Annotated in this window: 6 protein-coding genes; 3 read left to right on the top strand and 3 right to left on the bottom strand. The window is 40.1% G+C overall.

Features of this window, described 5'->3' with window-relative positions; all coding sequences use genetic code 11:
* Positions 1-136 precede the first annotated feature (136 nt).
* A complete protein-coding gene (coaA, locus tag F9817_RS16055; RefSeq protein WP_161157169.1) occupies positions 137-1060 on the top strand; it encodes a type I pantothenate kinase in 924 nt (307 codons plus the stop codon).
* 63 nt (positions 1061-1123) lie between these two features.
* Here coaA and birA read toward each other — a convergent pair whose 3' ends face one another.
* The gene (gene birA / locus F9817_RS16060; protein ID WP_161157170.1) at positions 1124-2086 is read right to left on the bottom strand and encodes a bifunctional biotin--[acetyl-CoA-carboxylase] ligase/biotin operon repressor BirA; all 963 of its coding nucleotides are present in this window, start codon (positions 2084-2086) and stop codon (positions 1124-1126) included.
* A gap of 1 nt (position 2087) precedes the next feature.
* Positions 2088-3128 (bottom strand): UDP-N-acetylmuramate dehydrogenase, encoded by a 1041-nt coding sequence (gene murB, locus F9817_RS16065; RefSeq protein WP_161157171.1) that lies wholly within the window; start codon positions 3126-3128, stop codon positions 2088-2090.
* Between the two features lie 65 nt (positions 3129-3193).
* Between murB and F9817_RS16070 the strand changes: the two genes are divergently transcribed.
* Together F9817_RS16070 and pssA are read left to right on the top strand one after the other, a co-directional pair.
* On the top strand, positions 3194-3625 hold the full coding sequence (locus F9817_RS16070) for a GNAT family N-acetyltransferase (RefSeq protein WP_161157178.1): 432 nt from the start codon (positions 3194-3196) through the stop codon (positions 3623-3625).
* A gap of 90 nt (positions 3626-3715) precedes the next feature.
* Positions 3716-5056 (top strand): CDP-diacylglycerol--serine O-phosphatidyltransferase, encoded by a 1341-nt coding sequence (gene pssA, locus F9817_RS16075; protein ID WP_161157172.1) that lies wholly within the window; start codon positions 3716-3718, stop codon positions 5054-5056.
* A gap of 266 nt (positions 5057-5322) precedes the next feature.
* Here pssA and F9817_RS16080 read toward each other — a convergent pair.
* A protein-coding gene (locus F9817_RS16080) for an IS630 family transposase (RefSeq protein WP_161157173.1) occupies positions 5323-6349 on the bottom strand; the annotation gives its coding sequence in 2 pieces (ribosomal slippage) (positions 5323-5898 and positions 5900-6349; 1026 coding nt in all).
* Positions 6350-6401: the final 52 nt, after the last annotated feature.

Raw genomic sequence — 6401 nt, forward strand, 5'->3', positions numbered from 1 at the left:
TAGCTATTTTTACTTATTAGACGGTTTTTTATCCAGTTTTTTATTCAATTATGAAATATGCCGCGAATGTCGTTTGCAATCTTCTCCCTGTATTGTATGTTGCCTTTTCGCATGAAAATGAAATGTTGAGAATGCTATGAGTCCGTATTTATCTTTTGATCGTAACCAGTGGGCCAATTTACGTAATTCGGTTCCAATGACGCTATCTGAAAGCGATTTAAAAGAACTGCAAGGTATCAATGAAAAAATGACGATGGAAGAAGCCGTAGAAATCTACCTTCCTCTTGCACGTTTATTGAATTTGTATGTGGCAGCCAGACAAAGCCGCAATACGGTCTTAGAGCAGTTTCTTGGCAACAAGGAGAAAGCGCCACCTTTTATTATTGGTATCGCTGGTAGTGTTGCGGTTGGGAAAAGTACCACAGCTCGCTTATTACGTGCTTTGCTTTCGCGCTGGGGTAACCACCCCAAAGTAGAATTGATCACTACAGATGGATTTCTTTATCCTAATCACGTACTCCAGCAGAAAAATATCATGCATAAGAAAGGTTTCCCTGAATCTTATGATATTCGCAAATTGGTGCAATTTGTATCTGATGTCAAAGCAGGAGAACCTCATGTGGTCGCTCCGGTATACTCACACGTAACCTATGATATTACAGACGAACAAAAAGTCGTTGATCGTCCAGATGTGTTGATAATAGAAGGTTTAAACGTATTACAAAGCGGTATGGATTACCCTCACGCGCCTCATACTGTATTTATTTCAGACTTTTTAGATTTTTCTATTTATGTGGATGCAAACAGCCAACAAATAGAAGAGTGGTATGTTGATCGTTTCATGAAGTTCCGCCACAGTGCATTCAAAAAGCCTGGCTCTTATTTCAGCCACTACACCCAATTGTCGGAAATTGCTGCAATAGAAAAAGCCCAGACAATTTGGGATACCATCAATGGCAAAAACCTACAACAAAATATTCTTCCGACGAAATACCGAGCTCATTTGATTTTAAGGAAAGGAAAAAATCATATGGTCGAAGAAATATTGCTCCGTAAATAACATCCTATTACTCAAAAAGAGGCAGACATGCCTCTTTTCTATTTTTCGAAAATTAATCGGGTTCTAGTCATTTCTACGTAGTGAAATTTCTCCACCGATATAGCTTTTAATACCATCGGCAGTTTCCAGTAACACTCCTCCGTGACTATCTATACCTCGTTCAATGCCTTCAACCTCTTTATCTCCCATAATGAGTCTTACGGGACGATCAAGAAAATTATCTACCTTGTTCCAACGTTCAACAAAGCCATCCATACCATTTAGTTCATAGTCTTTTAAAGATTGGTTAAGACATTTAATAAAGGAAACCACCAATTGATTGCGATCAATTTGATCATTACCGATCACTTCAGAGAGACTAGTCCATGGCTGATCAATGTTTTTGTCTTTATCTTGCATCAGCAGGTTCATTCCCATCCCGATGACTAGGTGAGCAGCGCCTCCGGTTTGGCCAGACATTTCCACCAAAATTCCCGCTAACTTTTTGTCTTCAAAATAAAGATCATTTGGCCACTTTAATTTAACGCCCTCTATACCCAAGTTTTGTATTGCTTCAACAATAGCAACCCCCACGACAAGGCTAAGCCCCATTGCAGCAGCAATGCCCGCTTCTAACCGCCAATAAATCGAAAAATATAAGTTCGTACCGAATGGTGATAACCATTGACGGCCACGACGCCCTCTCCCTGCTGATTGATACTCAGCGATACAAACACTGCCTTTTTCGATTGTGGCAGTCTTCTCAATTAGATACTGATTCGTTGAGTCAATAACTGGATGCACTTCGACATGATTGTCTACCTGTTGCTGAATCGTTGTTTGATCAAGCAATATAAATGGCTGAGCTAATTGATATCCTTTGCCTTGTACGCGAAAGACATCAACGCCCCACTCTTGGATGCCTTTAATGTGCTTACTGATCGCTGCTCGTGAAATACCAGCCTGTGCTCCTAGTGATTCTCCTGAGTGAAAGGCCCCATCAGATAGGGTTTTTAACAATTTCAATTTGACGCTATGGTCTTTCACTCTATTTCTCCACTAATTGATTGAGATATGTTTCTTTTTCTGCGGCCATAAACCGGACTTCATGTTCCAGCTCTACACCATAAAGCTGATGTACTGTATTACGAATTTTTGCTGCCAAATTGATTACATCACTTGCAGTTGCTTGCCCTGAACGATTAATAATAACCAGCGCTTGATTGGGATGAACTTGAGCACCGCCAATACTTTCCCCTTTTAATCCTGCTTGATCAATTAACCATCCTGCTGCAAGTTTGACACCGACATCAGTTGTATAAGCCACCATATCAGGGTGCTTTTGTTTAAGATACTGATACTGCTCTTGGCTAATTACTGGATTTTTAAAAAAACTTCCGGCATTTCCTTGCTGGTTGGGATCAGGTAATTTTGAGCCACGAATATGGCAAACCTGCTGATAGACTTGCTCTGGAGTGCATTTATCCCCAAGTTCTTTTAAAGGTCCGTATTGTATTTTGGGGTGCCATTGCTTGCTCAGTTTTAACCCTAAAGCAACAATAACCGCCTTTTGATATAAATGATGCTTAAAGATAGAGTCTCTATAGCCAAACAAACACTCTGGGTTATTAATTCGTTTTACTGTCAGGGATTCTAAGCATAAGTAATCCACATATTCACATACATCTTTCAACTCAACGCCATAAGCGCCTATGTTTTGAATGGGTGCGCTTCCAGCGCATCCTGGTATCATTGCTAAGTTTTCTAAACCTGCAATTGACTGTTTGACCGACCATTCGACTAATTGTGGCCAATCTTCTCCAGCAGCAACATGTAGATAGTGATAACAATTATCTTGGCTATGAGAGATACCTTTAATACGGTTGATTAGCACTAAACCTTTATAAGGTTCGGTGAACAGCATATTACTGCCTTTACCTAACATAAGTTTTTCAACATTATGGTATTGGTGGTCAGCATATACTGATTTGAGATCCTCAAGCGACTCTATGATCGCCAACTGCTGACATTTTTGGTCAATCCCGAAGGTATGATAAGGTTTGAGCGATGTATTATAGTGAAATTGCATGGCATTCTTTTAAACTATTAAACTTTACGCATTCTACAACAGTTAATGCATTAGAACAGAAGCAAATGTCCACTCTACTATTTGAAACTCTCGACCCTATCAAGATTCCGTTAATTAAACGTTTCTATAAAGAACATTATCCAGGGACCAAGCCTAAAAGTGATGAACTCACAATTGTCGCTTATGATGACTCCGTACTTGTTGGCGTCGTTCGCTTTCGTCATGTCGGTCAATTGAGGTTGTTAACGGGTATGGCGATTTCTAGTTCGAAAAGAGGACAAGGTATTGGCCAACAACTGCTGGCTTATTGTGTTGAGCATATCTTGCAAAATGACGATTACTGTTTCGCTTACAGTCACCTTAAAGACTTTTATCAAAATGGTGGTTTCAAAAAAATATCACCAGAACAACTACCGGCTGACCTCAAAACGCTTTATCAGCGCTATACTCAACACGGTAAGGATCTCATTCCTATGCACTTTCGTTACGATCGTTAGTAGAATGTTGTCCTTTTCTAGCTATTTATGTTTTGAATTTGGTAGAATGCCCAGTCCGCAATTTTGCACATATAAAGGTAAAGCATCCCTATGATTGCTCGTAGACATCCCGTCAAAAAGCTTCCAGCGATTGCGCTATCTCCAGAGAACGTTAATGTCCTTCTCTCTGCGAAAGAATTTCGCGCACAACTGATCGAATCTATACGCAATGCAACTAAGCGTATCTATATCGTCACGTTATATCTGGAGAACGATGAAGCTGGCAGAGAAATCCTAACGGAAATATATGAGGCAAAACAGCGTAATCCTGGACTTGATATTAATATCTGCGTTGATTGGCACCGCGCCCAACGTGGTTTGATCGGCAAAGGTGAAACAAAAGGCAATGCAGCGATGTACGCTGAATTCGCTGAAAAATACGAACACTCAATTCCTGTTTATGGTATCCCTGTTCGGGGACGTGAGGTTTTTGGTGTTCTGCACCTTAAAGGCTTTATTATCGATGATAGTGTTATATACAGTGGTGCTAGTTTAAATAATGTGTACCTCCACTATGGAGATCGTTATCGATTTGATCGCTATCATGTTCTTGAGAACACTCACCTAGCAGATTCAATGGTGAATTTTATCCGCCAAGAAATGATTGCTCATCCCGCTGTTTACGATCTTGCAAAAGAAGATAAGCCAAAGACAAAAGATATCAAAATAGATATCCGTCAATTCCGAGCGTCCTTAAGTCAATCTTATTACGAGTTTACCCCACAAGAAATCAATGAATCACAAGTAGCTGTCACACCTTTAGTCGGCGTTGGCAGACGGCGTAATTTTCTTAATCAATCCATCATTCAGATGATTGCTCAAACGAAAGAAGAAATATTCATCTGTACACCTTACTTTAACTTCCCTAAAAGCGTTTCTAAGGAAATTAAAAAAGCGATTCGTCGTGGGGTTAAGGTGGATATTGTTGTTGGTGACAAAACGGCTAATGATTTCTATATATCACCTGAGCAAGAATTTAAAACTATAGGTGGTCTCCCTTATCTATACGAGATCAATTTACGTCGCTTTGCCAAAATTAATGAAGCTAATATCGCTAGTCGTAAACTTTCTGTACATCTATGGAAACACGATGACAATAGTTTCCACCTGAAAGGTGTGTGGGTTGATAAACGTTATATGCTGCTAACAGGTAACAATATTAATCCTAGAGCATGGAAACTAGATTTAGAAAATGGACTTTTCATTAGAGATGAGAACCAGCACCTCCTAGAGCAGTTTGAAAAAGAGAAAGCGAATATATTGCAGCATACTCAACTTATTTGTACTTATAAGCAAGTAGAAAAGCTAGAGCATTATCCTGCACCGGTTCAACGTTTAGTAAGAAAGATTACGAGAGTAAAAGCTGATCGCGTACTTAAACAAATACTCTAGCGACAGTTTCAATAAAATAAAGCCGCGTCAGCGGCTTTTTCTTTATCTATCTCAAGCCAGCGGAGATAGATATCGCATGAGAATCATCCCACCGCAATACTAATACCAATCTCACTAATTAACTGGTCAATATGGTCCAATCTCTAAAGCAGAGCGACATGACTCTGCTTTTGTCTGCACAAAAACGATTCCAAGCACTACACAACTTGTCGACAATATCGTCGTAACATTCAAAACACCTATTGGCTANATACCAATCTCACTAATTAACTGGTCAATATGGTCCAATCTCTAAAGCAGAGCGACATGACTCTGCTTTTGTCTGCACAAAAACGATTCCAAGCACTACACAACTTGTCGACAATATCGTCGTAACATTCAAAACACCTATTGGCTATTTCGTTCTGACGCAACCAACTCCATACCTGCTCTATTGGGTTGAGTTCGGGTGAATAAGGAGGTAGATGAATGACAGTCAAGTTCTGGAATGAATCCGCTAGATAGCTTTGATGCCAACTGGCTTGATCCATGATGACGACAGCATGCTTGCCTGTGGGGGTTGATTGAGAAATGAGTCTGAGTTGTTCCTTCATTGCTTCCATGTTGCTCATAGGAACAACAATAGCTTCAGTTTCTCCGGTATTAATGCACACCGCTCCAAATAGGTACGCATACTCAAATTGCTGTTGTTGTACCGCCCTAGGACGANTCCCTTTTTTTGCCCAGATTCGGGTTGTTGTGTTGCGCTGGCCAAATCTGGCTTCATCTTGAAACCAGATTTGAACATCTTTTAAAGCAACATGTCCAGGGATCTTAAGGATCGTTTCTATTGGGAATTTTTTTAAAAGCTTCTTGCGCTTCTACAGATTGCTTTGGGTGCTTTGAACGAGTTGTTATCCAAACTAAATTAAGCTTTCTCAATATCTTATAGATGCCTGATAAGCTGTAAGATAGGCCAAATTCCTCATGGATGAATTCAATGATATCAGTCCCTTGTAGTCTTCCACCTTCAGGTTTAATCGCATTGGAAGTAATGTACAGCTTTAACAGAGATAGCTGCTCTTCAGTCAGTCGTGGAGGACGGCCTGTATGCTGCTTTTCTACTAAACCTTCAACACCAGTCTTTAAATAAGTCGCAACCCAGTTATTGACACTGGTACGGCTGACTTTTAAATATTTGGCGATCTCAGTGCGGCTTTTTCCATCCACGAAATGAGATATAGCAAGAAGTCTCGTACGCATCCTCGCATCGGATGTTTCACGAATAAGTTTTGGGAAGTCAGGGGTGTTCATATCAGCTCCTATTGAAGCTGATATTAGATCATAAAATTAGTGCGATTGGTAT

This window comes from Vibrio eleionomae (assembly GCF_009874545.1).
Taxonomy (GTDB): domain Bacteria; phylum Pseudomonadota; class Gammaproteobacteria; order Enterobacterales; family Vibrionaceae; genus Vibrio; species Vibrio nitrifigilis.